The sequence below is a fragment of the Streptomyces sp. DH10 genome (genome assembly GCF_029813805.1).
Lineage (GTDB): Bacteria > Actinomycetota > Actinomycetes > Streptomycetales > Streptomycetaceae > Streptomyces > Streptomyces coeruleofuscus.
On the sequence record NZ_JARVKU010000002.1, the window covers coordinates 33,333 to 59,795 of the forward strand.

At 70.4% G+C, this 26,463-nt stretch carries 30 protein-coding genes; 15 read left to right on the forward strand and 15 right to left on the reverse strand.

Annotated features, from left to right (window positions below; genetic code table 11):
• The first annotated feature begins 10 nt into the window (after positions 1-10).
• A complete protein-coding gene (locus QC385_RS03650; protein WP_279540344.1) occupies positions 11-661 on the forward strand; it encodes an ABC transporter in 651 nt (216 codons plus the stop codon).
• A gap of 10 nt (positions 662-671) precedes the next feature.
• Here the strand turns inward: QC385_RS03650 and QC385_RS03655 are convergent, their stop codons facing one another.
• Together QC385_RS03655 and QC385_RS03660 are read right to left on the reverse strand one after the other, a co-directional pair.
• Positions 672-1,175, reverse strand: a complete 504-nt coding sequence (locus QC385_RS03655) for a hypothetical protein (protein ID WP_279539801.1) — start codon at positions 1,173-1,175, stop codon at positions 672-674.
• The gene (locus QC385_RS03660; RefSeq protein ID WP_279539802.1) at positions 1,169-1,762 is read right to left on the reverse strand and encodes a TIGR03086 family metal-binding protein; all 594 of its coding nucleotides are present in this window, start codon (positions 1,760-1,762) and stop codon (positions 1,169-1,171) included. Before QC385_RS03660 ends, QC385_RS03655 begins: the two co-directional genes overlap by 7 nt.
• A gap of 118 nt (positions 1,763-1,880) precedes the next feature.
• On the opposite strand from QC385_RS03660, the gene pdxR reads away from it, so the two are divergent.
• Positions 1,881-3,320, forward strand: a complete 1,440-nt coding sequence (pdxR, locus tag QC385_RS03665) for a MocR-like pyridoxine biosynthesis transcription factor PdxR (protein WP_279539803.1) — start codon at positions 1,881-1,883, stop codon at positions 3,318-3,320.
• A 17-nt stretch (positions 3,321-3,337) separates the two neighbouring features.
• Positions 3,338-4,273, forward strand: a complete 936-nt coding sequence (locus QC385_RS03670; RefSeq protein WP_279540345.1) for a LysR family transcriptional regulator — start codon at positions 3,338-3,340, stop codon at positions 4,271-4,273.
• A gap of 6 nt (positions 4,274-4,279) precedes the next feature.
• On the opposite strand, the gene QC385_RS03675 is transcribed toward QC385_RS03670, so the two are convergent.
• Genes QC385_RS03675 through QC385_RS03690 form a run of 4 tightly spaced genes read right to left on the reverse strand, consistent with a single transcriptional unit; the run spans position 4,280 to position 6,065 of the window.
• Positions 4,280-4,678 (reverse strand): hypothetical protein, encoded by a 399-nt coding sequence (locus QC385_RS03675; protein ID WP_279539804.1) that lies wholly within the window; start codon positions 4,676-4,678, stop codon positions 4,280-4,282.
• On the reverse strand, positions 4,675-4,962 hold the full coding sequence (locus tag QC385_RS03680) for a hypothetical protein (RefSeq protein ID WP_279539805.1): 288 nt from the start codon (positions 4,960-4,962) through the stop codon (positions 4,675-4,677). Before QC385_RS03680 ends, QC385_RS03675 begins: the two co-directional genes overlap by 4 nt.
• A gap of 42 nt (positions 4,963-5,004) precedes the next feature.
• Positions 5,005-5,235, reverse strand: a complete 231-nt coding sequence (locus QC385_RS03685; RefSeq protein WP_279539806.1) for a DUF397 domain-containing protein — start codon at positions 5,233-5,235, stop codon at positions 5,005-5,007.
• Positions 5,232-6,065: a helix-turn-helix domain-containing protein gene (locus tag QC385_RS03690; RefSeq protein ID WP_279539807.1), complete on the reverse strand. Its 834-nt coding sequence runs from the start codon at positions 6,063-6,065 to the stop codon at positions 5,232-5,234. Before QC385_RS03690 ends, QC385_RS03685 begins: the two co-directional genes overlap by 4 nt.
• Before the next feature lie 361 nt (positions 6,066-6,426).
• Between QC385_RS03690 and QC385_RS03695 the strand changes: the two genes are divergently transcribed.
• From QC385_RS03695 to QC385_RS03705, 3 genes are all read left to right on the forward strand, one after another.
• Positions 6,427-6,696, forward strand: coding sequence for a hypothetical protein (locus tag QC385_RS03695; protein ID WP_279539808.1), 270 nt, complete (start codon positions 6,427-6,429; stop codon positions 6,694-6,696).
• Between the two features lie 139 nt (positions 6,697-6,835).
• Positions 6,836-7,684 (forward strand): hypothetical protein, encoded by an 849-nt coding sequence (locus QC385_RS03700; RefSeq protein WP_279539809.1) that lies wholly within the window; start codon positions 6,836-6,838, stop codon positions 7,682-7,684.
• A gap of 101 nt (positions 7,685-7,785) precedes the next feature.
• The gene (locus QC385_RS03705; protein WP_279539810.1) at positions 7,786-9,843 is read left to right on the forward strand and encodes a pectinesterase family protein; all 2,058 of its coding nucleotides are present in this window, start codon (positions 7,786-7,788) and stop codon (positions 9,841-9,843) included.
• Positions 9,844-9,900: 57 nt separating this feature from the next.
• On the opposite strand, the gene QC385_RS03710 is transcribed toward QC385_RS03705, so the two are convergent.
• From QC385_RS03710 to QC385_RS03720, 3 genes are all read right to left on the reverse strand, one after another.
• Positions 9,901-10,923 (reverse strand): glycoside hydrolase family 5 protein, encoded by a 1,023-nt coding sequence (locus tag QC385_RS03710; RefSeq protein WP_279539811.1) that lies wholly within the window; start codon positions 10,921-10,923, stop codon positions 9,901-9,903.
• Between the two features lie 163 nt (positions 10,924-11,086).
• The gene (locus QC385_RS03715; RefSeq protein WP_279539812.1) at positions 11,087-12,367 is read right to left on the reverse strand and encodes an LmeA family phospholipid-binding protein; all 1,281 of its coding nucleotides are present in this window, start codon (positions 12,365-12,367) and stop codon (positions 11,087-11,089) included.
• 58 nt (positions 12,368-12,425) lie between these two features.
• Entirely contained in the window at positions 12,426-14,249 is a 1,824-nt protein-coding gene (locus tag QC385_RS03720; RefSeq protein WP_279539813.1) for a bifunctional metallophosphatase/5'-nucleotidase, read from the reverse strand.
• Positions 14,250-14,392: 143 nt separating this feature from the next.
• On the opposite strand from QC385_RS03720, the gene mshD reads away from it, so the two are divergent.
• Positions 14,393-15,319: a mycothiol synthase gene (gene mshD, locus QC385_RS03725; protein WP_279539814.1), complete on the forward strand. Its 927-nt coding sequence runs from the start codon at positions 14,393-14,395 to the stop codon at positions 15,317-15,319.
• 48 nt (positions 15,320-15,367) lie between these two features.
• Here mshD and QC385_RS03730 read toward each other — a convergent pair whose 3' ends face one another.
• The 6 genes from QC385_RS03730 to QC385_RS03755 all read right to left on the reverse strand — a co-directional run bounded on the left by QC385_RS03730 (position 15,368) and on the right by QC385_RS03755 (position 21,048).
• A complete protein-coding gene (locus QC385_RS03730; protein WP_279539815.1) occupies positions 15,368-16,840 on the reverse strand; it encodes a sensor histidine kinase in 1,473 nt (490 codons plus the stop codon).
• Entirely contained in the window at positions 16,837-17,574 is a 738-nt protein-coding gene (locus QC385_RS03735; protein WP_279539816.1) for a response regulator transcription factor, read from the reverse strand. Before QC385_RS03735 ends, QC385_RS03730 begins: the two co-directional genes overlap by 4 nt.
• Before the next feature lie 160 nt (positions 17,575-17,734).
• Complete coding sequence (locus QC385_RS03740) at positions 17,735-17,956, reverse strand: hypothetical protein (RefSeq protein WP_279539817.1); 222 nt, start codon at positions 17,954-17,956, stop codon at positions 17,735-17,737.
• Between the two features lie 25 nt (positions 17,957-17,981).
• Entirely contained in the window at positions 17,982-18,977 is a 996-nt protein-coding gene (locus QC385_RS03745) for a S1C family serine protease (RefSeq protein ID WP_279539818.1), read from the reverse strand.
• Between the two features lie 101 nt (positions 18,978-19,078).
• Positions 19,079-20,122 (reverse strand): LacI family DNA-binding transcriptional regulator, encoded by a 1,044-nt coding sequence (locus QC385_RS03750; RefSeq protein WP_279539819.1) that lies wholly within the window; start codon positions 20,120-20,122, stop codon positions 19,079-19,081.
• Between the two features lie 146 nt (positions 20,123-20,268).
• Positions 20,269-21,048, reverse strand: coding sequence for a response regulator transcription factor (locus QC385_RS03755; protein ID WP_279539820.1), 780 nt, complete (start codon positions 21,046-21,048; stop codon positions 20,269-20,271).
• Between the two features lie 174 nt (positions 21,049-21,222).
• Between QC385_RS03755 and QC385_RS03760 the strand changes: the two genes are divergently transcribed.
• The 8 genes from QC385_RS03760 (at position 21,223) to QC385_RS03790 (ending at position 26,446) form a co-directional block, all read left to right on the forward strand.
• Complete coding sequence (locus QC385_RS03760) at positions 21,223-22,074, forward strand: alpha/beta hydrolase (RefSeq protein WP_279539821.1); 852 nt, start codon at positions 21,223-21,225, stop codon at positions 22,072-22,074.
• Between the two features lie 38 nt (positions 22,075-22,112).
• Positions 22,113-22,367: a MoaD/ThiS family protein gene (locus QC385_RS03765; RefSeq protein WP_010036212.1), complete on the forward strand. Its 255-nt coding sequence runs from the start codon at positions 22,113-22,115 to the stop codon at positions 22,365-22,367.
• 3 nt (positions 22,368-22,370) lie between these two features.
• Positions 22,371-23,489: a hypothetical protein gene (locus tag QC385_RS03770; RefSeq protein ID WP_279539822.1), complete on the forward strand. Its 1,119-nt coding sequence runs from the start codon at positions 22,371-22,373 to the stop codon at positions 23,487-23,489.
• A 272-nt stretch (positions 23,490-23,761) separates the two neighbouring features.
• Positions 23,762-24,499: an LmeA family phospholipid-binding protein gene (locus QC385_RS03775; RefSeq protein ID WP_279539823.1), complete on the forward strand. Its 738-nt coding sequence runs from the start codon at positions 23,762-23,764 to the stop codon at positions 24,497-24,499.
• Positions 24,500-24,703: 204 nt separating this feature from the next.
• Positions 24,704-24,784, forward strand: coding sequence for a putative leader peptide (locus QC385_RS44185; RefSeq protein WP_350310325.1), 81 nt, complete (start codon positions 24,704-24,706; stop codon positions 24,782-24,784).
• Positions 24,785-24,922: 138 nt separating this feature from the next.
• A complete protein-coding gene (locus QC385_RS03780) occupies positions 24,923-25,768 on the forward strand; it encodes a sulfurtransferase (RefSeq protein WP_279539824.1) in 846 nt (281 codons plus the stop codon).
• Between the two features lie 43 nt (positions 25,769-25,811).
• Positions 25,812-26,099, forward strand: a complete 288-nt coding sequence (locus tag QC385_RS03785) for a DUF1416 domain-containing protein (protein WP_010036201.1) — start codon at positions 25,812-25,814, stop codon at positions 26,097-26,099.
• 86 nt (positions 26,100-26,185) lie between these two features.
• The gene (locus QC385_RS03790; RefSeq protein WP_279539825.1) at positions 26,186-26,446 is read left to right on the forward strand and encodes a DUF3099 domain-containing protein; all 261 of its coding nucleotides are present in this window, start codon (positions 26,186-26,188) and stop codon (positions 26,444-26,446) included.
• Positions 26,447-26,463: the final 17 nt, after the last annotated feature.

The window sequence follows — 26,463 nt, forward strand, 5'->3', positions numbered from 1 at the left end:
GTTGGTCGTCATGGCCGGCCGGACCCTGCCCTGGGGCGTGGTCGGCGCGGCCGGCGGGGCGGGACTGCTGCTCGCCGCGCTCACCCGGATCACCGGGGAGACGGGCGAACGGCTCTCCCTGCACCTGCTGCGGGCCGCGGTCCTGGCCTTCGCGATGGGCCTGGTCTTCCTCCTGGACGACCCCGCCCGGCACACCACCGCCACCGTGCCGACCCCGCGCCCGGTCCGCGTCGCGCTGCGGGTGGCCCTCGTCGTCCCCGCCACGGCGGCCTGGTGGACCGCGGCACTGCTGCTCGTGCCGCCGGACCTACGGCCGCCGGTCGCCGACGTCACGCTGGAGGCCGGGGCGGCGTTCGCCCTGGCGGTGGCCGGTGCGGCGGTCGCGGTGCGCTTCACCGAGGTCACGCGGCCCGGCCCCCGGGTCGCGGCCGGCCTGCTGACCTCGGCGGTACTGGCCATGGTGCTCTGGCCCAAGGGGTGGGCGCTGTTCGTGCCGGTGGAGGACGAGCGGTGGGCGGCGGCGCACGACAGGTGGGCGGTGCTGCTGGCCGGGGCGGTGCTGGTGGGGGCGCTGGGGGCGGTGGAGCCGTTGCGGCGAGGGGCAGGCGGCTTGTGGCCGGCGGGTGGCGCAGGCGCCTCCCGATCCCGGCCCCTGAGCTGATGAGCCGTGGTCAGGTCATCCGCCGTGGCGTCTCCCGCACGGCACGGCGGTGGTCGTCCGACATCAGCCAGGCCTCCGCGTCCCGCCGGAGGCGCGCCGCGTCGAGGCTCTCGTACTCCAGGATCACCGACCTGATCGTGCCTCGCCGGCGGTACTCGTTCATGATCGCGACATGCTCCGGCAGGCGTACGAACTCCGCCAGGGCCCGCCGCCCGGTCCACACCGAGACCGATCCGCAGCGCCGGGCCGAGGGCATGACCCACAACCACATGCCGACGGCCCCGTCGAGCTGCGGCCAGCAACGCCGCAGCGCGAAGCCGCGACGAGCGATGCCGGGCAGGTCTCGGTATGCGTCGCTGGTGAAGTCGGTGACGCCGACGATCAGCGGGCCGCTCGGACGACCGAGCCTGCCGGTGCCGGTGCCGGTGCCGGTGCCGCTGCCGACGCCACTCGCCGCGGCGCGATCGCCGAGCCGGTCCCCGGCCGGCCCCTGGCACCAGCGGCTGCTCAGCACGGTGCCGGCGTCCAGGACGGATCGCGGCCGAGCAGGGCGAGCAGCCTCTCGCCCGGCGGGGCGTCGTCGGGGACGGCGATCCGCCGGCGGAACGCGGCACCGGCTCCGCGGCCCTCGTCCGGGACCAGGGCGGCGACGCGCAGCGCGGCGGCGGTGAGTTCGGCGCCGGGCTCCCACGGGGCGCCGATGGTCACCGCGATGTCCCAGGCGTGCACCACGTAGTCGAGCAGGTGGAAGCCGATGGCAATCCGTCCGGGGACAGCGAAACCCTCGCCCACTTCGGGCAGAGCGAACCGCCGCTCCAGCACGTCGTCCTCCGCGAACGCCGCGGTGACCTCGTCCGCCGACGCCTCGTACGCCGCGGCCGGTTCGTCACCGAGGTCGCCGTCGCGCCATACGGCCCACGGCTCGCCCGCGCCGCGGGCGGAGGCGGCGAACCCCTCGTTCTGGCAGACGAGATGGCGAAGCAGGCCGTACAGGGTCCAGTCCGCGCACGGCGTCGCCAGCCTCAACTGGTCGGTCTTCACCCGGGAGACCATCTCCCCGGTCAGTAACAGCGCCTGGTGGTCAAGTCGTCGTATGTCCATGGCTGGAGCGTAATTTCACGCAGCGGTTCAGCCCCAGAGCCAATAACCTGCCAACTGATTGAGCCAATTGCCGTTCAGGGAGACATCAGCGGCCGAGCCGAAGGAGCGGTGAGCCGGGATGGACGTGCACATCAGGCTCGACGGGCGGCGTGACCTGTCCGGCCAGATCTACCGCCGGCTGCGCTCCGCGATCCACGACGGGCTGCTGCGGCCCGGCGACCCGCTGCCCCCGACCCGGGAGCTGGCCCGCCGCCTCGCGGTGGCCCGCAACACCGTCGGCGTCGCCTACGAACGGCTCGTCGCCGAGGGCTACGCGGACAGCAGGGTCGGCTCCGGGACCTATGTGGGGACGACCGGCCTGCCCACGCACGGGGCCGCGACCGCCACCGGCACCACCGCCTCGGGGCTGCGCCCCCGCGCGCTGTGGGCGGGCCTGTCCCCATGGGCGGCCCCGGAGACCACGGGACCGACCACGGCGGCCCACGACTTCCGGGTCGGCCTGCCGGATGCCCGGCTCTTCCCGTACGACGCCTGGCGTCCCCTGATCGCCCGGGAACTGCGCCTTTCGGCGGCCGGGACGGCCGGGTACGGCGATCCGGCCGGCCACGCCGGGCTGCGGGCCGCACTCGCCCGGCACATCGGACTCTCGCGCGGCGTGCGGACCGGTCCGGACGACGTGCTGGTGACCACCGGCACGCAGCAGGCCCTGGACCTCATCGGGCGGGTGCTGCTCGAACCGGGCGACCGGGTGGCCGTCGAAGAGCCCGGCTACCCACCGGCCAGGCTGCCGTTCCTGGCGCAGGGCGCCGAGGTCACGGGCGTACCGGTGGACGCCGAGGGTCTGCTGGTGGACGCCATCCCGCCGGACACCCGCGCCGTGTACGTCACCCCCGCCCACCAGTTCCCGCTCGGGATGCCGATGTCCCTGCGGCGCAGAACGGCGCTGCTGCGGTGGGCGCGGCGGCACGGCGCGGCAGTGATCGAGGACGACTACGACAGCGAATTCCGGTTCGGCGGGCGGCCGGTCGAGACGCTGCACGGTCTGGACCGGGACGGACACGTCATCTACGTGGGGTCGTTCTCCAAGGTGATGCTGCCCTCCCTGCGCGTTGGCTTCCTGGTGGCGCCCGCCCCGCTGCGCACAGCACTGCGCACCGCCAAGTACACCGCCGACTGGCACACGGCGGTCCCCACGCAGGCGGCGCTCGCCCGCTTCGTCGACGACGGGTCGCTCGCCCGGCACATCCGCCGGATGCAGCACACGTACGCGACCAGGCACCAAGCCGTCACCCGCGCGCTCACCGACCAGTTCGCGGACCTGTCCGAGCTGGTGCCGTCCGCCGCGGGCCTGCACGTGACCACGTTCACCCGCGGCCGCCTCGCCGACCCCGAGGCGCTCGCGGACCGTGCCCGCCGGGCTCGGGGGTCCGGCGTGGCGGTCTACACCCTGGCCGAGGTCGCCGCGAACCGCTCCGCACGCCCGGGCTTCGTCTTCGGCTACGGCTTGATCGGCGCCCCGGACATCGCGCCGGGCCTGCACCGCGTACTCGGTCCATGAGATGGAAGGCTGTCGCCGTGGACCTCAAAGCCGTACGGGCCTTCGTCGCGATCGCCGATGCCGGGCAGTTCCAGAAGGCCGCCGTGGACCTGTCGCTCACCCAGCAGGCGGTCTCCAAGCGGATCGCCGCGCTGGAGAAGGACCTGGGGGTGCGGCTGCTGGTGCGCACGCCGCGCGGCGCGGAACTCACCATCGACGGGCAGGTGCTCCTGCCGCACGCCCGGGCCCTGCTCCAGGCGGAGGAGCGGGCGGTGGCAGCCGTGCGCCCCGGGGAGCGCGCGCTACGGGTGGACGTCCTGGGTCGCCGGGCCGCCACTGCGGGGCTGGTACGGGACTTCCACCGGGCGCATCCCGAGATCCCGCTGGACGTCGTCACGCTCTTCGACGCGGATACGGCGGTGACCGCCGTGCGGGACGGGGCCGTCGACGCCACATTCCGTGCCGTCACCATGCCCGGGCGCCGGCTCCCCGACGGCATCGAGGCCGTCTCCGTCCTGGACGAGCCGCTGCGCCTGTGCGTCGGCCCCGGCCACGAGTTCGCCCGAGCCGCCTCGGTGACACCCGCGCAACTGGCCGGGCAGAGGATCTGGATGCCGGGCAACGCGCCCGGCACGGAGTGGTCGGCCTACTACGACGAACTCGCCGAGACCTTCGGCCCGACCATCGACACGATCGGCCCCAACTTCGGCATCGAGGCCCTCCTCGACACCATCGCGGGCTCCGCAACCCTGGCGACCTTCCTCAGCGAACGAACCCCGCTCGTCTGGCCGGCCGACCACGACCTGCGCCTGGTCCCCGTGTGCGACCCGACCCCGGTCTACCCGCACTCCCTCCTCTGGCGCACGGACAATCCGCATCCGGGCCTTGCGGCCCTGCGCGAACACTTGCTGGCGACGCGCCCCCGGTTGACCGAGGGGGAGGTCTGGAAACCGGCGTGGGCGGAGATGGCGTGACGGGGTTCAGTGGAAGCCGAGCATGCCCGGTGAGTGGATGTCGACGGTCAGGATGCCGGGGGGATAGTCGGCCTCTCGTCCGGTCAAGATGATCGACATACCGCCGGTTTCGATATGCGGTGTCGCGACGTAAAGGGTGTGGCAAACATCAGGCCCGCCCCAGCCGTCCCGGATCATCGCGCCGACCGTCGCCGCTGCCGTCTGATGGAACGGGTCGACCAGGACCCCGGGGAGCGCGATCACATCACCGGCCGTCCCCTTCTCCATCGACTCCGCCTGCATCAGACACAGCGCCGGAATGTGAAGCCAGTCTCCGGGCGTGTGAGCGACGTTGTCGGCGAGGTGGTGGAGCGCTCGGTGCCCTTGGGTGAGCGCGACAACCGCGCTCGTGTCCAGAATGATCACGCTGCGTTGCCCCGCTGGGTGTGCATCTTCTCGGCGGCCATCGCGTACACGTTGGCCAGCACGTTCGGACCCTGGTCGAACTCCTCGTCGGTCAGAGTGCAGCCCATCCGCTCACGCAACACCTTCCGAGTGGCGTCGACCCGTTCAGCGATCTGTTCGGCGGTCAGCTGCTGAGCGGCCAGCTGATCGACGAGTTGCCCCAAGGTCACGCCCCGTTCCTTGGCGACCTGAGCGAGATGATCACGGGCCTGCCGGGACACCTGGATGGTTGTGTTCTCTGCCATAGCTCCACCATAGCCGCACCACAACCCATGCCGGGCTGTTGCTCAGCAGGTTCCCCCGCGGGTGTGAACCGCGCTCTCGCCCTTTACGGCAGCAAGGAACGACACCCAGGGGCTCGCGCCGAACACGAGTATTGGGCCGTGCGGCTGCTTGCTGTCACGGACGGGGACTGTGCCGGGGTGGTTGTCGGAGACTTCGAGGCAGTTCGAGGCGCCTCCGTCGCTGTAGGAAGACTTGCGCCACGCCGCGGTGGTGAGGTCAGGGGTTCGGTTCATGGTCTGCACTCCTCCAGTAGGCGCTTGATGAACGCCGTCGACTCCGCCGGGCTCAGCGCCGCATCCCTGACGAGATCGTAGGACAAGCGGTAGGACAGAACCCTGTCCGGATCGTCGATCAACTGCCCGATTCCGTTGCCCTCCACGTAGGCGACGGGATCCCCGACGCGCTGCCACAACAGGATGAGGTCGCTGTTCATAAGGTCGTGCACACCGGCCGTGTAAGGCAGCACCTGGATTGCGACATTCGGCAGCTCCGCGGCATCCACCAGGTAGGACAACTGGTCGGCCCAGACCTTCGGGTCGGGAACAGGTCGGCGTACCGCCCCCTCGTCCAGAATCACGCGCACGCTCGGTGCCGACTGACGATGGAGCAACTCCTGCCGCCCCATCCGCGCCGCCACCTGTTCCTCGACTTCCTCGCTGTTGCCTGCTGTTGTCTGAGCGCCAGACAACCCTGACAACACCGCTCGGGCGTAGTCCTCGGTCTGCAAGAGACCCGGCACGCGCAGCTGGAACATCCACATGATCTGGGCCGTGGCCTCAAGGTCCATGAACGCCTTGTACTTGTCCTTGATCACTTCGCGGCGCGCGTCCCGCCACTCACGAACCAGCAGGTCACCGGATCCGTAGTAGCTGTCCAGGTCCTCCATGACCGCCCGCTTGGAGAGCCGCTCCCCCTTCTCCAAGCGGCTCAAGTAGCTCTTGTCGTACCCGGTGTCCTCGGCCAATTGCCCGAGCGACTTGCCCGCCTGCTCGCGCAGGAACCTCAGTGTCCGGCCGAGTGCAGCTCGCCCCGATTCCCGCTCCCCGTCAACAACTTGCTCCACGTCACCCCTCACCGTTGCCTGGAGCGCCAGGCAACACCTGGCCCCTTCCGCAGCGTACGTGCGACCAGTGACGATGAAGGCACGAACGGTAATCACCGCTCGTCACACCCCTGTCGCCTGCCCTGAGAAGGGACGCTTCCGTGCGCCTGCGCATCGCTGAACTCTGCGAGTCGGTCCTGCTCCTCCTCGTGCGGATCCTGCTGCCCGCCCGAGGGCGTCACCGGGCGACGCCGGCCCGATGGCCGTCGGCCATTCCCCCCTCCCCGCCGACATCCACACCCCGGCCCCTCACCGCGGAAGAGCCCCTCGTGATGGACACCCCCCTCGTACGGCCGTACCTCCACACCGTGGAGGTCTTCGCATGAGACTGCTCCCCTGGACCGGCGCCGACGGCAAGCCCTGTTACCTCTCCACCGACAACCCCGACAGCCTCCTCTCACGGCTCGCCGACGACGTCGAGGCCGCTCAACTCGCCTCCGCCGAGCAGGTCCTCGCGGGCTCCAAGGCCGTACTCGGGGACCCCAAGGCCGGTGAACGCGCCGTGCGCTTCGCACTGGCAAGGGCGGTGGAGTCCCTGGGGGACGTGTTACGTGTCGCGGTCAGTCGTAGCCGTGAGGGCGACGGCCGATAAAGCAGGAGGCCGATAAAGCCGGATATGAAGCCCGGTCACCTGTCGATGTCCTGTCATACTCACCAGTACTGCAAACTCCTGCGCCCGTTCTGGCATCTTCACCGCCGTAACAGAACCCCACAGGAGTGAGCGACCCCCCATGCGTCTCATTCGTAAGTCAACTCTCAGGAAACACGGCGTCGTTGCCGCTACCACCGCCCTCGCCGTATCCGGTCTGCTGGCCGGCGCGGGGACCGCGACGGCCGGGCCCGCCGGGGCGACCAACATCCGGGGCGTCGACCCCGGTGACACCGACCGGATGATCGAGCGGCTCTGCAACCAGGAGACGAGCCTGACGGGCGTCTACGGCGCCCTCAACGTCGAGACCGGTGAGTTCAAGACCCAGGACGAATACCTCCGGGACGTCTTCGGGCTGTGGAAGCCCGCCGGGCCGTGGGAGCTGTTCCGCGGCTGGTGCGGGTACGCCGAGGCCTCGACCTGGTCCATCAAGGGCGACACCGTCCGCACGTCCCGGTGGATCGGCAACCAGGGCTCCGCCGACGACAAGGAGACCTTCGTCAGCAGCTACAGCACCAAGACGTTCGCCAAGAAGAGCGTCGGCGGGACCATCAGCCTCTCCCTCGCCAAGAGCATCTTCTCCGGCACCGTCGGCGGCAGCGCCGGCTACGAGTGGGGCTGGGAGAAGGAGTCCAAGTTCGAGACCCGGAGCGAGAAGACCATTCCGCCCTGCCGGCAGGTCGCCGTCACCTGGACGCCGTACCAGCGCGTGGTGCGTGTGAACCCCGTCTTCCACGTCGAGGACTACGAGTGGAACAAGGGCGACGGCGACCACACCGTGCACAGCTGGCGTGACCGGGGATACCAGACCATCTACTCCCACGGGTACTACATCGACGGCATCTCCGACAAGCTCCTCCCCAACGGCCAGCCCGACGGCCGCGAGGACAAGATCGAGGAGAAGCTCGACCCCAACTCCTGTGTGAAGTAAGAGACATACGCAGTAAGGACATACGCACGGCGCGGCAACCTTTCCGTGCGGGGCGGCGACCCACCCCCGGATCATCCCCCCGCACGGAACGGATTCGCCGCATGAGTGAGCCGCACAGCAAGCCCCGGCACCGCAGAAGCCGCACGGCCCTGGCGGTCGGTGTGCCGCTGGCCCTGACCGCCGCCGGCACCCTCGCCTACGGCACCGACCTCGGCGTCCTCGGCTCCACCGCCCAGCAGGCCTCCGCCGCCGCCGCCTGGGCCGCCGACACCGCCGACGGGTTCGCCTCCGTCAACTCCCTCGGCCAGAACGGGACGTACGGCGGCCGGGACGGCAAGACCGTCACCGTGAAGACGCAGGCCGACCTGGAGAAGTACGCCACGGCCGCCGAGCCGTACGTCATCGTCGTCGCCGGCACCATCAACATGAACCCGGTCGGCAAAGAGATCAAGGTGCAGTCCGACAAGACCATCGTCGGGTCCGGTACCTCCGGGCACATCGTCGGCGGTGGGTTCTTCCTCGGCCAGGGCGTGCACAACGTGATCATCCGAAACCTGACCATCCGGGACTCGTACCAGGGCGTCTGGAACGACAAGGACCACGACTTCGACGCGATCCAGATGGACGGCGCGCATCACGTCTGGATCGATCACAACGATCTGCGGCACATGGCCGACGGGCTCATCGACGTCCGCAAGGACAGCACGAACGTCACCGTCTCCTGGAACAAACTGAGCGACAACAACAAGACCTTCGGCATCGGCTGGACCGAGAACGTCAAGACGGACATCACGATCCACCACAACTGGATCCGCGAGACCGAGCAGCGCAACCCGTCCACCGACAACGCCGCGCACGCCCACCTCTACAACAACTTCCTCGAGGACGCCCCGGGCACCGACATCAAGTCGTCGTACGGCAACTACTCGCGCGGCGCCACCAAGATGGTCCTGGAGAACTCCCTCTTCCAAGGCGTCAAGAACCCCGTCATCAAGGACAGCGGCGCCGCCATCGTCCAGCGCGGGAACTCCTTCTCCGGCACGAGCGGGCGCAACGAGAGCGGCGGGACCGCCTTCGATCCGAAGGCCTACTACCCCTACACTCTCGACAAGGCAGCCGACCTCCCGTCGATCCTCAAGTCCGGTGCCGGGCCCCGCGCTTCCATCGGTACGACCGCCGCCGCCTCCACCAAGGCCGCCGCCGCGACGACCCTCACCGTGGCCAAGGACGGCAGCGGGCAGTACACGACCGTGCAGGCGGCCGTGAACGCCGTACCGGCGAACAACCCGTCGCGCGTCGTGATCGCCGTCAAGCCGGGGACGTACCGGGAACTCGTCAAGGTGCCGTCCAACAAGCCGCACGTCACCATCCAGGGCACGGGCGGCAGCCGCAAGGACACGACGATCGTCTACAACAACGCCTCCGGTACGCCGAAGCCCGGCGGTGGCACCTACGGCACGGGCGGCAGCGCCACCGTCGCCGTCGAGGCCGACGACTTCCAGGCGCGCAACCTCACCATCTCCAACGACTTCGACGAGAAGGCGAACCAGCAGCTCAGCGGGCATCAGGCCGTCGCCCTGCGGACCGCCGCCGACAAGGTGTTCCTGGACGGGATCATCGTCAGCGGCGACCAGGACACGCTGCTGCTCGACACCGCCGCGAAGGACCGGCTGGGCAGGGTCTACGTCAGCAACTCCTACGTCATCGGCAACGTCGACTTCATCTTCGGCCGGGCCACGGCCGTCGTCGACAGGTCCGTCATCACGCTGAAGAAGCGCTGGGACGGCACCTCGGCCGGCTACGTCACCGCCCCGAGCACCGCCGCGAACCGCAAGGGCATCCTGATCGCCAACTCGACCGTGAACGGCGATGTGTCGGCCGGCAGCTTCTACCTCGGGCGGCCCTGGCACGCGGGCGGTGACGCCTCGCTCGACCCGCAGACCACGGTCCGCAACACCAGCCTGAGTGCCGCGATCAGGTCCACGCCGTGGACCGACATGAGCGGCTTCTCCTGGAAGGACGATCGCTTCGCCGAGTACAAGAACACCGGTGCGGGGGCGGGTTCGGCGAGTTCCAACCGTCCTCACCTGACCGACGCGCAGGCCGCGAACCAGGAGGTCGCGGACTGGCTCGCGGGCTGGACGCCTTCGGCGTCCTGACGGCTCCCTTCCGGGTCCGGCTGACGAGCGGCGCCGGACCCGGAAGGGCCACCATGCCTACTGCTTCCAGGCGTAGTGCAGCCGGTCCAAACCGCTCTGGTTGTTCACCGTCAGGCTGAGGTTCGTGCCCGTGCCCTGGAGCGTGGTGAGCGAGTAGGTGTCACCGTTGCGCAGACCGGGCCAGTAGACCGAGCCCAGGCCCAGCTCCCGGATGGTGTCGGTCGCGGCCTGGATGTACGCGACCTCGTTGGAGCCGTTGACCGGGCCGTTGTAGTCCAGGCCGGTCGTCATCGACGCGCCGAACTCGTCGAGGATCGTGCGCGAGGCGCAGTCGCCGATGCGCGCCTTGAAGTCCTGCTTCCACTGGTCGACGCTGGTCCAGTCGGTGTGCCAGAAGCCGTAGTTGTGCAGGGCGATCCGGGTGCCCTTGAGGCGCGGGTCGGCGCAGACCGGCTTGACGTCCTCGCTGTACTTGTAGCCGCCTATCAGCATCCGGTCGCGGGGCACGTTGCGGTGGGTGGTCACCCACTTCGCGGCGATGTCGGTCCACTCCTGGGCGGTGTAGCCGAACGGCTCGTTCATCGGCTCGAAGTACACCTTGGAGTTGCGGGCGTAGGCGGAGGAGATCCGCGCCCACATCTGGTCCCAGGAGGCCTGGTTGTCGATCTTGCCGTCCTTGGCGTTGTCGGCCTCCCAGTAGCCCAGGATGACCTTGAAGCCCTTGGCGGTGGCGGCGTCGATCGCGCCCCGGTACGACTTCCAGAACGGGCCGTTCACGGAGGTCGGGTTCACCGGCAGGCGGACGGTGTTGGCGCCCAGCTTGGAGAAACCGCCGATGATCGCCCTGGACTTGGCGTAGGTCGTGGCGTAGCCGTCGGAGGTGGACAGGCCCGAGGGCACGACCGCGTCGTCGGCGTAGTTGTCGCGCGGGTCGGCCCAGTTGACGCCCTTGAAGTCGCTGACGGGCGGCGGGGCGGTGGGGGAGGCGGCTGCGGGGGAGGCCAGGGCCCCGCCGAATGCCGTGGCGCAGGCGAGCAGCGCCCCCAGACCGGCTGTCCCCCGGTGAGTCTTCAGTGACACGACGTCCCCTTCTGAGCAGTTGCGTCCGCGGAACTCGCATGCAGATCGGCGGCTCGTTGGCTCCCGCAAACTAGAAGAGAACTCGAACAGAGGTCAACACATCTGCACACCAAATCTCATCAGGAATGCAGGTTGCCGACGCGTGTGGCTCTGACGTGCGGGGCTACGAACCCACGGTCAGCCCCGAGCCCGACACCCGCACCCGGATGCCGTCCTCCTCCACCCGCACGTCGTCCAGCCGTACGTCCCCCTGCTCCGGCTTCGGCAGTTCGAACGCCAGCGCCAGCCGGTCGGCCAGGACCGGACGGGTCAGGCCGGACAACTCGTCGAGGAGGTTGGGGTCGAGGCCGAGGCGGCGGAGCACCTCGGGATTGTCCAGGGCCAGGTCGATGAGGTTGAGACGTTCTGCCTGGCGGGCGAACTTCGGGGAGCCGGTCAGCTCGGCGAGCTTGCCGTCGTCGGCGAGGGCCTCGCGCACGGTCGCCTCGGGCACGCCCATCCGCTGCACGATGGCCGGGACCGAGAGCAGCGCCTTGGCCTTGCGGGTCTGACGGGAGAGGTCGGCGCTCCCCTTGGGCGTCAGGTGCAGGCCCTCGGCGGGGCGGGTGCCGGGGCGGTAGGTCGCCAGGTCCCCGATGTCGAGCCGCATGCCGCCGATCTCCGTGGCGATGCCCCGCTCGCCCTGCCGCTGGATCCGCGCCTCGGCGCGCAGCCGCAGGTCGTGTCCGGCGACGGGCAGGGTGCCGCGGGCCCGGACGCGGTCGCGGCCCTCACCGGTGAACGTCACCTGGGAGGCGCCCAGTTCGCGGTTGAGGTCCTCGAAGGACAGCAGGACGTCCCCGTCGAACCGGGGGACGTGGGCGCCGCGCACGGACGTGAGGCCGTCGGCGTCCAGCCGGATGTCGTGCGCCGTGGCCGACACCCTCGCCAGGGAGACCCGGTCGGCGGCGACGTCCGGGACGGTCACCTTCACCGACTCCAGCCGCTTGTCGGCGAGTTGGGTGAGGAAGGGGAATCCGCCGATCTCCACTTCGGGCGCCGCCGCGAGGTCGAGCCGGTCCTTGAGCGTGTCGGCGGCCCGGTGCTCGGCGTACAGCACGGCCCAGCGGTCGCCGAGGGCGACGAAGGCGGCGAGTACGACCAGCGCGACCACCGCCTTCATCGCGAGCGGCAGCCCGGCGAAACGATTCCGCCGACGCCGGCCGCCACGGCGGTGGTCGGGCGGCGACCACTGAGGTTCCGGCTCGTCCCGCCGCTCGGCGTCCTCGCCGAGGAAGTCCTCCAGAGGGGTCTCCTCCAGCGGGCCGTCGTCGAGTGCGGCGAGTTCCTCGTAGGGGTTGCGGGGCTGCTCGTACGTGTTGCGGGCCTGCTCGGAGGGGGCGTGGGGGTGCTCGATGCGGTCGTGGGGCAGGTCTTGCATGTCCATGCGGTGGGGGGTGCGCATCGTCTCATCCGACCATGCGCACCGCCCCTGGCCGCAACTTGAATCCCCTGTATGCGATTTACTTCACGATCGCGATACGGTCCGCCTTCGGCGGGGCGATCGGGTTCGTGGCCGAGGAGTTGGCCGTGAGGTACTGCTCCAGCGCGGTCAGGTCGTCGGCGCCGACGACGTCGTTCGTGCCCTGGCCGAGCGTGGGGAAGCCGTCGCCGCCGCCCGCGAGGAAGCTGTTCGTCGCGACGCGGTAGGTGGCCGCCGGGTCGATGGCCGCGCCGTTCAGCTTGATCGAGTCGGTGACCACGCGGTCGACGCCGGACTTGGTGAGGTCCAGCGTGTAGGTGAGACCGGACGACACCTGGAGGACCTTCGGCGCCGCCGCGTTCGGGCCGGTCACCTGCTCCTTGAGCACCTGGATGAGCTGGGCGCCCGTGAAGTCCTGGAGGTTCACGGTGTTGGCGAACGGCTGGACCGTGAAGCCCTCGGCGTACGTCACCACGCCGTCGCCCTCACCGGCCTTGGCCGCGTACGTCAGCGGTGCCCGGATGCCGCCCGGGTTCATCAGCGCCAGGTCCGTCTCCGGGTCGAGCTGCTTGCCGTGGGCGAGCTGGGCGTCGGCGATGAGGTCGCCGAGCGGGGACTCGGTGCCCGTGTTGCCGATGTCGCCGGAGACGTGGCCGATCGCGCGGTTGCCGATGGGCGCCGCCAGGGTGTTCCACTTGCTGATCAGCTCGGTCATGTCGGGCGCCTTGGGGACGTCCCGGGTGACCACGTGGTTCGCGGACTTCACGGCCGTACGGGCGATGTCGCCGGTCCGCCGGTCGTACGTCAGCGTGGTGTCGGTGTAGAGGCGGCCGAAGGACGCGGCCGAGGTGACCATGCGGGGCTTGCCCGCCGGGTCGTCGATCGTGCACACGTACGCGTTGTGGGTGTGGCCGGTGACCAGCGCGTCCACCTGCGGCGTGATGTTCTTGGCGATGTCGACGATCGGGCCGGATATGCCGTCACCGGCGCCCGGGGCGTCACAGTCGTAGTTGTACGACGTCGACGCCGGGAAACCGCCCTCGTGGATGAGCGCGACGATCGACTTCACGCCCTGCCTCTGGAGCACCTTGGCGTACTTGTTGATCGTCTCGACCTCGTCCTTGAAGGACAGGCCCTTGACGCCCTCGGCGGAGACGATGTCCGGGGTGCCCTCCAGGGTCACGCCGATGAAGCCGACCTTGACGTCCTTCTTCTTCCACACCCAGTACGGCTTGAGGATCGGCTTCTTCGTCTTCTCGTCGAGGACGTTGGCGGCCAGGTAGGGGAAGTCGGCACCCTGGAACTTCTGGTCCGTGTAGCAGCCGTCCTTGGGGTGGCAGCCGCCGTTCTGGAGGCGGGCCAGTTCCTTGGCGCCCTCGTCGAACTCGTGGTTGCCGACGGAGGTGACGTCGAGGTCGAGCTTGTTCAGCGCCTCGATGGTGGGCTCGTCGTGGAAGAGGCCGGAGATCAGCGGGGAGGCGCCCACCATGTCGCCGCCGGCCGCGGTGATGGAGTACTTCTCGCCCTCGCGGGCCTGGCGCAGATGGGTGGCGAGGTATTCGACACCGCCCGCGTCGATGGTCTTCGTCGTGCCGTCGTGCTGGTGTTCGGTGACCCGGCCGGAGGAGCCGGTGGGCGGCTCCAGGTTGCCGTGCAGGTCGTTGAACGACAGCAGCTGGACGTCCTGGTAGCGGCCCGGCCAGTGGCCGCCCCCGCCGTGGTTCTCGCCGGCCGACGCCGACCCGGGCACCGTCGCCGCGGCCAGCGCGCCGACGGTGGCGACACCGGCGGCGAGAGCGACGAGACGGTTCCTGCGGCGTCTGTGGCGCTCCTGGTGCGCCGGTGCCGGTGAAGTGGCTGGCATACGCCCCCCTGTGGTTCTGCTGGGACAGTGATGTCGTCCGGCGCAGCCTAGAGTCAACGCGCGTAGCGCGACAGAGCTTTCGGGTCACATCCTGGTTGCTTCTTGCCGCCGATTTACCGGCAGTCCCCCGTACCCTCGTACGCATGACCAGCGACGACACCGCACGGCCCGGACGCACCCGCTCGATCGACACATATGCCGCGCTCCCCCCGGAGCAGACCGAGGCCGTCCTCGCCCTGCTCGCCGACGCCGCCGGCACCGACGGACAGCAGGCGGTCTCCGAACAGGGCCGGTTGCAGCTGCGCGGCGGCGAACGAGAGGGCGTCGCCCATCTGCTGCTCACCGTCGACGGCGAACTCGTCGGGTACGCCCAACTGGAGGACACCGACCCGGTGGAGCCGCCGGCCGCCGAACTGGTCGTGCACCCCGGGCACCGGGGCCACGGGCACGGGCGGGCGCTGGGCTCCGCGCTGCTGGCCGCGTCCGGCAAGCGGCTGCGGGTGTGGGCGCACGGCGGTCACTCCGCCGCCCGGCACCTCGCGCAGGTCCTCGGCCTGACCCTGTTCCGCGAACTGCGCCAGATGCGCCGCCCCTTGACCGGCTTCGACGCACCCGAGCCGGTGCTCCCCGAGGGCGTCACCGTCCGCACCTTCGTCCCCGGCCAGGACGACGCGGCCTGGCTCGCCGTCAACGCCGCCGCCTTCGCCCACCACCCCGAGCAGGGCTCCCTCACCCAGCGGGACCTCGACGACCGCAAGGCCGAGCCGTGGTTCGACCCCGCGGGGTTCTTCCTCGCCTTCCGCGACGACGAACTCATCGGCTTCCACTGGACCAAGGTCCACGCCGAGGAGGGCCTGGGCGAGGTCTACGTCCTCGGCGTCGCCCCCGGCGCCCAGGGCGGCGGCCTCGGCAAGTCCCTCACGACGATCGGCCTGCGGCACCTGGCGGACCAGGGGGTGCCGACCGCGATGCTGTACGTCGACGCCGACAACAAGGCGGCGGTGTCGGTGTACGAGCGGCTGGGGTTCGTGACGCACGAGGTGGATCTGATGTACCGCACGGAGACGTGACGGCGCTGGTTCCGGCTGTGCCCCGCCGAGCGGGCTGACCTGCTCGTGCTATTCGGCGGCGAAGGCCGGACTGTCCGGCGGGGGCACGGCCGCCCCCGGCAGTCGTACGGTCGCCACCGTGCCGCCGCCCTCGCCATGGGACAGCGACACCTCGCCGCCCGCCTGCTGCACCGTGCGTGCCACGATCGACAGGCCCAGGCCCGAGCCGGGCAGCGCCCGCGCGCTCGGTGAGCGCCAGAAGCGGTCGAAGACGTGGGGGAGTTCGTCGTCGGGGATGCCCGGGCCGTGGTCGCGGACCGTCAGGGCACCCTCGGACAGGCGCACCTCGATCGTGCCGCCCTCCGGGCTGAACTTCACCGCGTTGTCGAGGATGTTGACCACCGCCCGCTCCAGTGCGGACGGCTCGGCGCGCACGAACCACGGCTGGACGTCCGCCGTGATCGTCAGCTCCGGGCCGCGCAGCCGCGCCCGCCGCAGCGCCGAGTCGACGATGTCGTGCCAGGCGACGATCTGCGTCCGGACCGAGTGCTGGCCCGTGTCCGGCCGGGACAGTTCCTGGAGATCGCCGATGAGCGCGGCCAGTTCCGTCATCTGTGCCTTCACCGACGCGAGGAGCGCCTTGCGGTCGGCCTCGGGGATGGGGCGGCCGGTCTCCTCGCTGCGGGTGAGGAGTTCGATGTTCGTGCGGAGGGAGGTGAGCGGCGTGCGCAGCTCGTGGCCGGCGTCCGCGATGAGCTGCTGCTGGAGGTCCCGGGAGCTGGCCAGGGCCGAGGTCATCGAGTTGAAGGAACGGGAGAGGCGGGCCACCTCGTCCTCGTCGGCGTCGTCGACCGGGATGCGGATGTCCAGGTCCTCTGTACGCGCCACGTGCTCGACGGCTTCCGTGAGCTTGTCGACGGGCCGCAGACCCGCCCGTGCGACCGCGAGGCCGGCCGCGCCGGCGCCCACCACCCCGATCCCGGAGACCAGCAAGAGAATCAGGGCCAGCTCGTTGAGGGTGGACTCGGTTCCCTTGAGGGGGATGGCGATGACGAGGGCGTAGTCGGCGGCCACGCCCTGCGGGAAGGGCCCGTTCTTGACGACGACCGCAGTGGTCAGGACGCGTACCGGGTTGCCCTCGCTGTCGGTGCCGCTGCGCAGCGTGATGGTGGTGGGATCCGGGTTCCTGGCCACCTCCTTGTCGCTGCTCGTGACCTTCACCGGCGCCATGGAATTGCTGAAGAGGCACACCTTGCCGTCGGCGTCGACCACCTGGGCGTAGGTCTTGGGACGCGGCCCCCCTCCCAGCGTGTCCGAGGGTGTCTGGGGACACGTCTTCGTCAACGCCTCGAAGTCGTCCGCCTGAAGCGTCCGGGACGCCGACTTCAGGTCACCGTCCACCTGGTCGTACAACTGGCCCTGCACGATGAACCAGCACGTCACCGAAACCGCCGCCACCGCGAACGCCACCGCCGCCGCCACCAGCAGCGCCAGCCGGGACCGGATCGGCAGGGAGCGGAACCGGCGTACGACCTTGTTCACTCCGCGCCGCCCTGCCGCAACACATAGCCCACACCGCGCACCGTGTGGACGAGGCGCGGCTCGCCAGCGGCCTCGGTCTTGCGGCGCAGGTACATGACGTAGACGTCCAGGGAGTTCGACGACGGCTCGAAGTCGAAGCCCCAGACCGCCTTCAGGATCTGCTCCCGGGTGAGGACCTGGCGCGGGTGCGCCATGAACATCTCCAGCAGGGTGAACTCCGTGCGGGTCAGCTCCACCGGGCGGCCGCCCCGGGTGACCTCGCGCGTCGCGAGGTCCATGCGCAGGTCGGCGAAGGCGAGGACGTCCTCGTCGTCCGGAGAGCCCGCGCCGACGGCCGCCGCGTAGGAGCTGCGGCGCAGCAGGGCGCGGATGCGGGCGAAGAGTTCGTCCAGTTCGAAGGGCTTGACCAGGTAGTCGTCGGCCCCGGCGTCCAGTCCCGTGACCCGGTCGCCGACGGTGTCACGGGCGGTCAGCATCAGGATGGGGGTCGTGTCGCCGGTGGAGCGGATGCGGCGCGCCGCCGTCAGGCCGTCCATGCGGGGCATCTGGATGTCGAGCACGACCAGGTCGGGCCGGTACGCCGCGGCCTTCTCCAGCGCGTCGGCGCCGTCCACGGCGACTTCGGTCCCGTATCCCTCGAAGGCGAGGCTGCGCTGGAGTGCTTCGCGTACCGCCGGCTCGTCGTCGACGATCAGGATGCGCTGGGGGTCACGGTCGCCGTCTGCGGGGCTCATGGGTCGGGGTCCTCGGGTGTGGTGTGGTGGGGCGGGACGGGGTGTCGCTGACGCTCTCAGCCTCGCACGTCGGCGGAGCGGGCCGGGGGAAGGATCAGCCCCGGTCAGCTGCGGGGGCAGCTGCCGATCAGCGCGGATCAGCCGCAGCTCGGCCCCCGGCTCAGCCTCGTACCTTGCGGCGACGGGCCGCGGCGGCCCGGCGGGCGGCACCCTTGCGCGCGGGCCGGACCTCGGTCGCCGCCACCTCGGGCGCTCGCGTCGCCGATGCCGATGCGGATGCCGACGCCGCTGCCGGTGCGTGCAGTTCGGACGCCACCGCCAGTGCCAGCGCGACCCCCGCAGGGTCGGCCCCCGGCATCGTGTGCGGAACCTGCTGGATCATCGCCGTACTCCTCCTCGGAAAGGACTCAGTCGGTGGCGCCGGCCCGCAGCTTGGCGAGGTCGGCCTTGACGGTGTTGACCGGGATGGCGAAGCCCAGGCCGACACTGCCCGCGTCGGAGGACGAGGAGGCGGCGCCCGCCGGCGAGTACATCGCGGAGTTGATCCCGATGATGTTGCCGTTCATGTCGATCAGCGCGCCGCCGGAGTTGCCCGGGTTGAGGGACGCGTCGGTCTGGAGCGCCTTGTACGTCGTGGTGTCCGAGCCGGTGTCGCCGTTGAACTGCCGCCCGCCGAACTCGAACGGCCACCCGTCGTCCTGCGGGGACTGCTGCTGGCCCTGGTCCTCGTCGGTCGGGACGGTGACGTCACGGTCGAGGGCGGAGATGATGCCGCTGGTGACCGTGCCGGACAGGCCCTCGGGGGAGCCGATGGCCACGACCTGGTCGCCGATCTGCAACCCGGAGGAGTCGCCGAGCGTGGCCGCCTTCAGGCCGGAGGCGTTCTCCAGCTTGATCAGTGCCAGGTCCTTCTTGCTGTCGGTGCCGACGACCTTGGCGGAGTACGACTTGCCGTCGTTGGTCGTCACCTTGATCTGCGAGGCGCCGGAGACGACGTGGTTGTTGGTGACGATCTCGCCGTCGCTGGTGATGATCACGCCGGAGCCGGTGGAGGAACCGGCGTTGGAGTCGGCGCTGATCTCGACGATGCTGGGGCTGACCGCCTTGGCGACCCCGGCGACCGTGCCCTTCTGGCTGGACGGCACCACATTGGTGCTGGTGGAGCTGGAGGCGACGGTGTCGTTGCCCGCCAGCTCCTGTATGCCGTAGGCGGTGCCGCCGCCGATCGCCGCGGCGACGATCGCCACGGCGGCGAGCAGGGCGACGGTGCCACGGTTGCGCTTCTTCGGAGCGGGTGCCGGGGTGTACCCCGGCGGAGGCGGCCACTCGGGGTTCACCGGGGCCTGCTGCTGACCCTCGTAAGGGTTCTCGTACTCGCCACTGCGGTGGAAGCTCTCGGTCATGTCTCAGAGCTTGGAGCCCGACCATGAGAGCTTCCTGAGTCCTCCCTGAGAAGCCCGACAGAACCTCGTATGCCCGATATAAAGGCGCCCCGGGAGGGGTGTCAGGGCCTGTCTGACGGGTTCTGCGCGCAGCCGCAGGAGTGCCGTACCACCAGCCGCGACGGGAACACCTTCAGCCGCTCCCGCCGGGCCCCCGCCACGCGCACTCCGTCGTCCAGGACGAGGTCCACCGCCGCACGCGCCATCGCCGAACGGTCCGAGGCGATCGTCGTCAGCGGCGGATCGGTCAGCGCCGCTTCCTTGATGTCGTCGAAGCCGGCCACCGCCAGCTCGCCGGGCACGTCGATGCGCAGTTCGCGCGCGGCCCGCAGCAGGCCGATCGCCTGGTCGTCGGTGGAGCAGAAGATCGCGGGCGGGCGCTCGGGACCGGAGAGGATCTTCAGGGCGGCCTGGTAGGCGTCGTAGCGGTTGTAGAGGGCCTCGAAGAGGCGGCCCTCCGTGGAGATCCCGGCCTCGTCCATCGCGCGCCGCCAGCCCTCGACGTGGTCGGAGACCGGGTCGCCGACGGCCGGGGTCTCGGCTATGCCGCCCATACAGGCGACGTACTCGTAGCCGTGCTCCAGCAGGTGCCGCACGGCGAGCTCGGCGCCGCCGAGGTCGTCCGTGACGACGGCGACGTCGTCGATGGCCTCGGGCCGCTCGTGCAGCAGCACGACCCGGGCGTCCCACGCCTCGATCTCGGCGGCGGCGAGGTCGTTGAGCGCGTGGCTGACGAGGATCAGGCCCGAGACCCGCATCCCCAGGAAGGCGCGCAGGTAGTGGACCTCGCGCTCGCCCACGTAGTCCGTGTTGCCGACGAGCACCATCTTTCCGCGCTCGGACGCGGCCTGCTCGACCGCGTGCGCCATCTCCCCGAAGAAGGGCTGGCGGGCGTCCGGGATGATCAGGCCTATGAGGTCCGTACGCCGGGACGCCATCGCCTGCGCGACCCGGTCCGGCCGGTACCCCAGCTCCTTGATCGCGGCGAGGACACGCTCGCGCGTGGCCGGGGCGACCGGCCGGGGTCCGTTGTTGATGACATAACTGACCACGGCAGTGGAAGTCCCTGCCAGCCGCGCCACATCATCCCGAGTCACCTTGGCCACGCGCGGAGTCTACGCGGATATACCCGCTCTGGGCAGGGCGTAAGGGAGCTTCCGTACTTCCGTACGATATTCCGACCGCCGTCCGGCGCCCGCCCGCGTGCTCCGTGCGGAAAGCGATGCCCAGGCGGGCACCGCCATACGCCTCATTACGCCTTGGTACGCGCCTCGTTGGCGTCCAAAGCGGCCGACTCGTCCTCGTTGTCCGGGTTTCCCCTGGCCGCCTTGGCCTTCGCCTCCTCGGCGGCGCGCTCCACCTTCTCCGGCGTAACGAATCGATAACCGACGTTCCGGACGGTGCCGATCAGCGACTCGTGCTCGGGACCGAGCTTGGCGCGCAGCCGCCGTACGTGCACGTCGACCGTGCGGGTGCCGCCGAAGTAGTCGTAGCCCCAGACCTCCTGGAGCAGCTGGGCGCGCGTGAAGACGCGGCCGGGGTGCTGCGCGAGGTACTTCAGGAGCTCGAACTCCTTGAAGGTGAGGTCGAGGACGCGGCCCTTGAGCTTGGCGGAGTACGTCGCCTCGTCGACCGACAGGTCGCCGTTGCGGATCTCCATGGGGGAGTCGTCGCTGACGATCTGCTGCCGGCCCATGGCCAGCCGCAGCCGGGCCTCGACCTCGGCGGGGCCGGCGGTGTCGAGCAGGACGTCGTCGATGCCCCAGTCGGCGGTGACGGCCGCGAGACCGCCCTCCGTGACGACGAGGACGAGCGGGCAGCCGGGGCCGGTCGAACGGAGCAGCTGACACAGGCTGCGGACCTGCGGCAGGTCGCGGCGGCCGTCGACGAGGATGACGTCGGCGCCGGGGGTGTCGACGAGGGCGGGGCCCTCCGCGGGGGCCACCCGCACGTTGTGCAGGAGCAGGCCGAGGGCGGGGAGCACCTCCGTCGACGGCTGGAGGGCGTTGGTCAGGAGCAGCAGAGAACTCATACGTCTGGTTCCTCCTCGGTCCCTGCGAGGACGTCTGTTGGTACAGCACTTGGCTCTGCGATCCCGAAGGCCCCGTACACCTGCGGTTTCCCGCCTCGTATACAACGCTTCCGAAAGCACAAAAGGACCCGGGGGCTACGCTGCCCGAGTCCTCTGCCCAGCAGAATAGCCCACATGAGCTCTGGTCCGGCAGGTCATGTGGCGCGTTCCACCGTTCGTCCGCACTCCGAGACGACCCGGGGAACGCCTGTGCGGTCGCAATTGCGGACGTTTCTGCGCACGTCCGACGGTGTGACGATCGATGCCGTATACGACCCGGGTGCGGTTGTATACGACGTCTCCCGGACACCTGCCGATCATCCCGTGTTCGTCGTCGCCCACGGCTTCACCGGTGCCGTGGACCGGCCGCACGTGCGGCGGGTGGCGCGGGCCCTCACCCGGTACGGGGCCGTCGTCACGTTCTCCTTCCGGGGTCACGGGGCGTCCGGCGGGCGGTCGACGGTCGGGGACCTGGAGGTGCTCGACCTGGCGGCGGCGGTGCGGTGGGCCCGGGAACTCGGGCACGCGCGCGTGGGGACGGTGGGGTTCTCCATGGGGGGTTCGGTGGTGCTGCGGCACGCGGCGCTGCACCCGCGGCAGACCGACGCGGTGGTGTCGGTGAGCGCCCCGGCCCGCTGGTACTACCGGGGAACCGCCCCCATGCGCCGGCTGCACTGGCTGGTGACGCGGCCGGAGGGCCGGGTGGTGAGCCGCTACGGGTTCCGTACCCGCATCCACCACCGGGACTGGGACCCGGTCCCGCTCTCGCCGGTGGAGGCGGTGCCGAGGATCGCGCCCACGCCCCTGCTGATCGTGCACGGCGACGCCGACGGCTACTTCCCCGTCGACCACCCCCGCATGCTGGCCGCGGCCGCCGCCGACCAGGGCGAACTGTGGCTGGAGCCGGGCATGGGCCATGCCGAGCACGCGGCGAGCGACGCACTGCTGGGGCGGATCGGGGAGTGGGTCGTGGCCCGGGCGGGCTAGCCTGACGGAGTTCACCGACAAGCAGATCGAGGAAGCAGATGCCAAAGGTCACGGTGCGCTACTGGGCCGCCGCCAAGGCCGCGGCCGGGGTGGCCGAGGAGCCGTACGAGGCGGCCACGCTCGCCGAGGCGCTCGACGGGGTGCGTGAGCGGCACCCCGGCGAACTCGAGCGCGTGCTGCGGCGGTGCTCGTTCCTCGTGGACGGTGACCCCGTGGGCACCCGCGGACATGAGACGGTACGGCTGGCCGACGGCGGCACGGTCGAGGTGCTCCCGCCGTTCGCAGGAGGGTGAGCGATGACCAACCAGCCGTACGACGGCTATGACCCCTACGGGCAGCAGCCGCAGGCCCCGGAGAACCCGCAGACGCCGCAGGGGTGGCCCGGGCAGGGGCACCAGCAGGGCTATCAGCAAGGCCATCAGGGGTATCAGGAGTATCAGGGGTACGACGATCCGTACGCCGCTCAGCAGTACACGCAGCAGTGGCAGGGGCAGACCTGGGAGACGCAGACGCAGTCGCCGGTGTCCGCGCCGGTGACGGCGGCGGAGGAGACGGCGTATCTGCCGCCGCAGGGGTACGAGCCTCCCGCTCCCGCTCCGGCCCCCGCTCCCACTCCTGCTTCCGCCGACGGGTACGGCCCGGCCACCGTCGCCGGGAACCCGCGGATCACGGACGCGCAGCGGGCGCGGGCGGAGGGGCGGTCGCCGATCATCGAGCCCGGAATGCAGCCGGCCGCGCTGACGGCGCTGCTGGGGCTGTTGCTGGCGGGTGCGGCGGCGGTCGGCACGTATGCGCTCCTGGTACCGCTCGTCGCCCTCCAGGCCGTCACGGCGGCGGGCTGGTTCCGGCTGAACGGGATGTGGCCGGCGCGGCAGGGCATCGCGCTGGGCTTCGCGGGCGCGCTGGCCGCGGACGCGGCGCTGCTGGCGTCGGACCGCTCGCCCTCGGCCATCCTCGGCACGCTCGGGGTGTGGGTGCTGCTCGCGCTGGTGCTCCAGCTGCGGTCGCACGCCGACCCGGACGAGCGGATGTACGGCCTGATGGCGACGGTCGCGGCATCGGCGCTGGCGATCGTGGCGGGCGGGTACCTCGCGGCCGAGGCGGACGCGGTGACCGTGGGCGCTATCGCGGTGGCGGTCGCGGTCCTGGCCCGCGCGCTGCCGCTGCCGACCCCGGCGTCGGTGGTGGTGGCGCTGCTCGCGGCGGCGGGTGGCGGTGCCGCGGCCGGCTCGATGACGGGCCTGGGCACGTCGGGCGCCCTCCTGGGCGCGGGCGCGGCGGCCTGCGCCCTGATCGGCCACCGAGTCGCCAGCTACGACTACCCGTCCCGCTTCGTCCACTTCACGGCGGGCGTTGCCCTGCCGTTGGCCGCCGCGGCTCCGGTGGTCTATGTGCTGGGGCGGGCCTTGGTCTAGCGCACCCAGCTGCGGGCAGTCGTGCCTCCCCCAGTGCCTTAAGGGCCTGGGAGGTGCCCCCAGGGCGGCACCCGTCCCAAAGATGCGGCACCCCGTTCCGCCGGGTTGCGGACCCACCCGGCCAGGGGCGCAACGCCGCGCACCCGCGTGTCACAGATGATCCACAAAACCCACGGCCCCCACCCACCACGGAGTTACCCTCACGCAAGGACGGCCGCTCGGTCGTCGAACACCGGACCGCCGTCCAACCGCCTAGGTGGGGGAAACACCGCATGCGCGCACTGCGAATACTGCTGATCGTCGTCGTGATCCTGGGCGGGCTCTTCGTGATCGCCGACCGCGTCGCCGTGAACTTCGCCGAGGGCGAGGCCGCCGACCGCCTGAAGGCCACCGAGAACCTCTCCACCACCCCGGACGTGTCCATCAAGGGCTTCCCGTTCCTCACTCAGGTCGTCGGCGGTTCCCTGGACGACATCGAGGTCGGCATCACGAACTACGAGGCCGCCGCGGGCAACGGCACCGAGAAGATCCGTATCGACGACCTCCGGGCCGACATGCGGGGCGTCGAGTTCTCCGGCGACTACAGCTCCGCCACCGCCACCAGCGCCACCGGCACCGCGACCATCGCCTACGACGAGCTGCTGAAGACGGCGAAGTCCGAGCCCACCCAGGTCGCCCCGGGCGTCACCGCCAACGTCGTCGGCCTCTCCGACGGCGGCAACGGCAAGATCAAGGTGACCGTCGAGGCCACCGTCCTCGGCACCAAGCTGCCCGAACCGGTCTCCGTGCTCAGCTCGGTGACGGTGATCGACGGCACCGTGCGCGTGAAGGCCGACGGTCTGCCCAAGTTCGGCGGCGTCGAGATCGCAGAGTCCCGGGTCCGGGCCATCACCGACTTCCAGCAGAAGATCGACGGCCTGCCCGGCGGCATCAAGCTGGACAAGGTGCAGGCCGCGCCGAACGGCGTCGAGATCACGGTGAAGGGTTCCAACGTCCGACTGGCCGGGTAGTAAAGGCGCCAGACGGACCGGACCTGGGCTGTCCGGTGGGCGAGACGGTGACGTCCGTAGCTCAGATGTGACGGCGGATACATTCGGGCACAACCCCTGTCCCACGCCTCCCTGAGCTCCCTCTATCCCACATCGTGGATTTTCCCGTCTCAGTATGCGACACGCCGGTGACACGCGTGCCTGACCGTCCCTACGATCGACGGCATGAAGCGACAGGCGGATCTCACGAAGCGGCGGGCAGTAGACCTGTGCCGCGTCGCCGCCATGCTCTGTCGCACCTTCTGAGCGACCGCGTCGGCCCATGCGCCGGCGCGCGCATCCCCGCCGCCCTGCATCAAGGGCACTCGTGCGCCGCCCTCGTCATGGGCACGCGCCCCGCAGATCTCGCACGCCCCGCCGTAACTGCCCCGGAGGAGAAAGAGCATGAGCCGCAGCGACGTCCTGGTCGACGCCGACTGGCTCCAGGAGCACCTGGACGACCCGACCATCGCCATCGTCGAGGTGGACGAGGACACGTCCGCCTACGAGAAGAACCACATCCGCAACGCGATCCGCATCGACTGGACCCAGGACCTCCAGGACCCGGTCCGTCGTGACTTCGTCGACCAGGAGGGCTTCGAGAAGCTCCTGTCGGAGAAGGGCGTCGCGAACGACCACACAGTGATCCTGTACGGCGGCAACAACAACTGGTTCGCCTCGTACGCGTACTGGTACTTCAAGCTGTACGGCCACGAGAACGTCAAGCTCCTCGACGGCGGCCGCAAGAAGTGGGAGCTCGACGCCCGCGAGCTGGTCCCCGGCGACGAGGTGCCCGAGCGCCCGAAGACCGACTACAAGGCCAAGGCGCAGGACACGTCGATCCGTGCCTTCCGCGACGACGTCGTGGCGGCCATCGGCTCGCAGAACCTCGTCGACGTGCGCTCGCCCGACGAGTTCTCCGGCAAGCTGCTCGCCCCGGCCCACCTGCCGCAGGAGCAGTCCCAGCGCCCCGGCCACGTGCCGAGCGCCCGCAACATCCCGTGGTCCAAGAACGCCAACGACGACGGCACCTTCAAGTCGGACGAGGAGCTCAAGGAGCTCTACGCCGCGGAGAGCGTCGACCTGGCCAAGGACACCATCGCCTACTGCCGCATCGGTGAGCGCTCCGCGCTGACCTGGTTCGTGCTGCACGAGCTGCTCGGCGTGGAGAACGTCAAGAACTACGACGGCTCCTGGACCGAGTACGGCTCCCTCGTCGGTGTGCCGATCGAGCTCGGCGCCAACAAGTAAGCGAACCGACCGACCTTTCAAGACCTCTCTTCAGGAGTACGACATGTGTGGAGCGAAGGCCGGCGGCCCGGACGCCTCGACGATCAAGCCCGGTGAGACCACGATCCAGGGTCAGGTGACCAAGGACGGCGAGCCCGTGACCGGCTACGTCCGTCTGCTGGACTCGACCGGCGAGTTCACGGCCGAGGTGCCGACCTCGGCGACCGGACAGTTCCGCTTCTACGCGGCCGAGGGCACCTGGACCGTCCGTGCCCTCGTGCCCGGCGCCACCGCCGACCGCACGGTCGTCGCCCAGAAGGGCGGCCTGGCCGAGGTCGCGATCGCCGTCTGACGGCGACAGTGCCAGGAGGGGCCGCATCCCACGGGTTGGACGCCTGGGGTGCGGCCCTCCGGCATGCCCGGACCTACGCTGGAGGTATGTACGCACGACGCCGGCGCACGTACTTCGCGATGATGGGCGGCTGCATCGGGCTGTTCGTCCTGGCCTGGGGCGTCGTACGCCTGTGGTCCATGCCCGTCGCCGTCGGGATGTGCCTCGTCGCCATGGTCATCCCGCCCGTCGCGGCGATGGTCGCCAACCGGCGCGGCCCGGACGACCGCTGGTGGGACGACCCCTCCGGTGACCACAAGAGCGACGAGTGGTGGGACGAGCTGGACGGCAAGAAGCACCGGCACTGAACCGACGAGGGGGGAGC

Bases quoted from the DNA above. Each gene is read 5' to 3' on its own strand.
- QC385_RS03775 (WP_279539823.1), top strand. From the start codon at position 23,762: ATGCGCGCACTGCGAATACTGCTGATCGTCGTCGTGATCCTGGGCGGG.
- QC385_RS03780 (WP_279539824.1), top strand. From the start codon at position 24,923: ATGAGCCGCAGCGACGTCCTGGTCGACGCCGACTGGCTCCAGGAGCAC.
- QC385_RS03650 (WP_279540344.1), top strand. From the start codon at position 11: ATGGCCGGCCGGACCCTGCCCTGGGGCGTGGTCGGCGCGGCCGGCGGG.
- QC385_RS03740 (WP_279539817.1), bottom strand. From the start codon at position 17,956: ATGATCCAGCAGGTTCCGCACACGATGCCGGGGGCCGACCCTGCGGGG.
- QC385_RS03695 (WP_279539808.1), top strand. From the start codon at position 6,427: ATGAGACTGCTCCCCTGGACCGGCGCCGACGGCAAGCCCTGTTACCTC.
- QC385_RS03770 (WP_279539822.1), top strand. From the start codon at position 22,371: ATGACCAACCAGCCGTACGACGGCTATGACCCCTACGGGCAGCAGCCG.
- QC385_RS03765 (WP_010036212.1), top strand. From the start codon at position 22,113: ATGCCAAAGGTCACGGTGCGCTACTGGGCCGCCGCCAAGGCCGCGGCC.
- QC385_RS03745 (WP_279539818.1), bottom strand. From the start codon at position 18,977: ATGACCGAGAGCTTCCACCGCAGTGGCGAGTACGAGAACCCTTACGAG.
- QC385_RS03760 (WP_279539821.1), top strand. From the start codon at position 21,223: ATGAGCTCTGGTCCGGCAGGTCATGTGGCGCGTTCCACCGTTCGTCCG.
- QC385_RS03790 (WP_279539825.1), top strand. From the start codon at position 26,186: ATGTACGCACGACGCCGGCGCACGTACTTCGCGATGATGGGCGGCTGC.
- QC385_RS44185 (WP_350310325.1), top strand. From the start codon at position 24,704: ATGAAGCGACAGGCGGATCTCACGAAGCGGCGGGCAGTAGACCTGTGC.
- QC385_RS03705 (WP_279539810.1), top strand. From the start codon at position 7,786: ATGAGTGAGCCGCACAGCAAGCCCCGGCACCGCAGAAGCCGCACGGCC.
- QC385_RS03660 (WP_279539802.1), bottom strand. From the start codon at position 1,762: ATGGACATACGACGACTTGACCACCAGGCGCTGTTACTGACCGGGGAG.
- QC385_RS03735 (WP_279539816.1), bottom strand. From the start codon at position 17,574: ATGAGCCCCGCAGACGGCGACCGTGACCCCCAGCGCATCCTGATCGTC.
- QC385_RS03685 (WP_279539806.1), bottom strand. From the start codon at position 5,235: ATGAACCGAACCCCTGACCTCACCACCGCGGCGTGGCGCAAGTCTTCC.
- pdxR (WP_279539803.1), top strand. From the start codon at position 1,881: ATGGACGTGCACATCAGGCTCGACGGGCGGCGTGACCTGTCCGGCCAG.
- QC385_RS03720 (WP_279539813.1), bottom strand. From the start codon at position 14,249: ATGCCAGCCACTTCACCGGCACCGGCGCACCAGGAGCGCCACAGACGC.
- QC385_RS03680 (WP_279539805.1), bottom strand. From the start codon at position 4,962: ATGGCAGAGAACACAACCATCCAGGTGTCCCGGCAGGCCCGTGATCAT.
- QC385_RS03785 (WP_010036201.1), top strand. From the start codon at position 25,812: ATGTGTGGAGCGAAGGCCGGCGGCCCGGACGCCTCGACGATCAAGCCC.
- mshD (WP_279539814.1), top strand. From the start codon at position 14,393: ATGACCAGCGACGACACCGCACGGCCCGGACGCACCCGCTCGATCGAC.
- QC385_RS03755 (WP_279539820.1), bottom strand. From the start codon at position 21,048: ATGAGTTCTCTGCTGCTCCTGACCAACGCCCTCCAGCCGTCGACGGAG.
- QC385_RS03715 (WP_279539812.1), bottom strand. From the start codon at position 12,367: ATGCGCACCCCCCACCGCATGGACATGCAAGACCTGCCCCACGACCGC.
- QC385_RS03700 (WP_279539809.1), top strand. From the start codon at position 6,836: ATGCGTCTCATTCGTAAGTCAACTCTCAGGAAACACGGCGTCGTTGCC.